Source organism: Bacillus sp. P14.5, assembly GCF_003316765.1.
Taxonomy (GTDB): domain Bacteria; phylum Bacillota; class Bacilli; order Bacillales; family Bacillaceae_B; genus Rossellomorea.
Genome location: NZ_NIJF01000092.1, coordinates 1 through 1,957 on the forward strand (window position 1 = coordinate 1; position 1,957 = coordinate 1,957).

The 1,957-nt window shown below is 52.2% G+C and carries 4 protein-coding genes; 1 reads left to right on the forward strand and 3 read right to left on the reverse strand.

Annotated features, from left to right (window positions below; all coding sequences use genetic code 11):
- A partial coding sequence (locus tag B9Z54_RS18020; protein ID WP_162785280.1) for a class I SAM-dependent methyltransferase occupies nucleotides 1-876 on the reverse strand: 876 nt, incomplete at its 3' end.
- Nucleotides 877-978: 102 nt separating this feature from the next.
- Nucleotides 979-1,359 (reverse strand): YisL family protein, encoded by a 381-nt coding sequence (locus B9Z54_RS18025; RefSeq protein WP_113929792.1) that lies wholly within the window; start codon nucleotides 1,357-1,359, stop codon nucleotides 979-981.
- Here B9Z54_RS18025 and B9Z54_RS24985 point away from each other — a divergent pair.
- Nucleotides 1,353-1,505, forward strand: coding sequence for a hypothetical protein (locus B9Z54_RS24985; RefSeq protein ID WP_162785281.1), 153 nt, complete (start codon nucleotides 1,353-1,355; stop codon nucleotides 1,503-1,505). The genes B9Z54_RS18025 and B9Z54_RS24985 overlap by 7 nt on opposite strands.
- On the opposite strand, the gene B9Z54_RS18030 is transcribed toward B9Z54_RS24985, so the two are convergent.
- On the reverse strand, nucleotides 1,506-1,957 hold a 452-nt coding region (locus tag B9Z54_RS18030; RefSeq protein ID WP_162785282.1), incomplete at its 5' end, for a sensor histidine kinase.

The window sequence follows — 1,957 nt, forward strand, 5'->3', positions numbered from 1 at the left end:
GAGATTATTATGCAACGTCATGAACGCATTGAACGCTGAGGCAAATCGAGCGCCGAGCGGCGTCTCGGCGAGCGGTGTGACGAGGACGGCGACACCTGATTCGTCTAAGTTTTCGAGCATCCGTCCGAGCAGTTCGATTCGTTCGTCCGGGGAGAAGTAATAGAGCATATTGTTCATCATGACGGCATCGAACCGCTCGTCGTGATCCCATTCCATGAAGTCGGCCACTTCATAGCGAATCTCACCGGATTCATCTTGTTCACGCGCCTCGGCAATCACCTCTTCTTCAAGGTCGATGCCGGTCAATTGCCACTCTGGTTCGAGCCCGTGCAGTTTGCGCAAATAGCCACCGTGACCGCAACCGATATCGAGCATCGTCTTAACGTCGGCTTGACGCAACAGTTGCTGCACGACCGGGAACGCGACCGTCTCGACGAGTGTCGACGTCTGCGCGACGACTTGACCATGTGTCGCCCCATCAAACGTCTTCTGTTTGCCCGTCTCTAAAAAGTCAGGGTATGCGATAAGCGCCGGGATATGGAGTTCCATCATCTCTTGGAGCATGAAACCGATGCTGCGTTCATCTTCATGCGACAGCTGATATTTCAGACTACGGGTCGGGAAATAGCGCCAGCCTTTCTTCTTCAAATGGCGCACGGCGACACCGACGTCAAGCCAACGCTCGAGTGCGAGCTTCGTCAACGGCTGCTTCAAGCGAAGCGTCATCTCCGCAAAACTCGCCCCGCCTTGTAGCGCATCGAACAATCCATATTTATAGCCGATGTACCCGTGCCAGAGCGGCAGGAACGATTCGGTTTGTTTCATCCATCTGCGAGCGTGCAAGACGCGTGACCATTCATTCATTTGTTGTTCCATCGTTTCACCTCATCATCGTTATCACTGAATTTTTTATTTTCCCCTAATAATTTACGGACAAAACAAAAATTCCCACTCCGATGTGCGAAGTGGGAAACCAAATCAAATGAAGTTGCTGAAGAACGACTGTCCGTATGGCAACGCATAGCCGATGAAGATCGTCACGAGTGCGAGAATGGCAAAACCACCGAACATCGTGCCCGCAGGTTTGTGTTTCTTCAGACGGATGAGCGTCATCTCACCAAAGATAAGCGCGAGCAGTCCGACCGTGATTTTCACGTGATAGAACATGCCGCCACCGTTCAATTGTAAATACAAATAAAGTCCCGTGCCGAACGCGACGAGCAGCATGAGTCGAAACGCCATATGGGCGATTTTTCCGCTCTTGTTGCCGTTCTTGTAGCCGATATAGGCGACAGCGAACAAGACGAGTAACAAGACCCAGCTCGTGACGTGCGTGTGTAGGAATGCGATCAATGGCATTCAAAGTCCCCCTTTCCATTATGTACAACCTCTATTGTACACGAGTCGCTCTGATTGCGGTCAAGCGGGCAACTGAAAAATATCTCATCGCATACAAACAGGCGCCTGATCGAGGAAAGATCAGGCGCCTTGTCGTACTTCGTTGATTAAGCTGTCGTCGACTCTTGTTCGCGAACCGCGTATTCGAAGCTCGGAATCACGACCGTGAACGTCGAGCCTTGATGTTGGACCGACTCGACATGAATCTGCCCGGCGTGACCGCGCACGATCTCTTGACAAATCGGGAGACCGAGTCCGGTTCCACCGATTTCTCGGCTATCCGAATTGTCGACCCGATAGAACTTGTCGAAGAGACGGTCGAGCGCGTCGCTCGGGATACCGATCCCTTGGTCCTTCACTTTAATCGACACCGATTGGTCGTGGCGGGCCAATTCGACGGTGATTTTCCCACCGCGCGGTGAATACTTCACGGCGTTCGAGAGCAAGTTGCTCATCAACTGCTTGAACTTCTGACAATCGGCGAACAGTTCATACGGACGTTCATCGGCCGTGATGAGTTCGAACTTGTGCTTCAGCGAAGAAGCCTCATAGAACGTCA